Origin of the sequence: Megasphaera sp. AF13-6AC (assembly GCF_027685385.1) — a bacterium.
In the GTDB taxonomy this organism is placed as follows: Bacteria; Bacillota; Negativicutes; order Veillonellales; family Megasphaeraceae; genus Megasphaera; species Megasphaera micronuciformis.
On sequence record NZ_JAQCUN010000313.1, the window covers coordinates 356 to 638 of the forward strand.

Here is a 283-nt window from a genome sequence, read left to right on the forward strand (position 1 = left end):
CTATGTAAAGCCGAACCTCGCCTTGGCCGATAAGGAAGTAGACGCAACCTTCCATCAGCATCTGCCCTTCTTGGAAAAATTCAATGCCGAACACAATACAAACCTCATTTCCGCCGGCAATGTACACATTGAACCTATGGGCGTGTATTCACATAAAATAAAAGCTTTAAGCGATCTTCCCCTTAAGGCTAAGGTGGCTATTCCCAACGATCCCTCCAACGGCGGACGCGCTCTTTTAATTTTACAGGCTGCCGGACTCATTAAATTGAAAGACGGAGGCACC

General features: G+C 47.0%; 1 protein-coding gene. It reads left to right on the forward strand.

Annotation, left to right across the window (positions count from 1 at the left end; genetic code table 11):
- Nucleotides 1-283: MetQ/NlpA family ABC transporter substrate-binding protein (locus PGX78_RS09090; protein WP_270446642.1), on the forward strand; the 283-nt coding region annotated here is incomplete at both ends.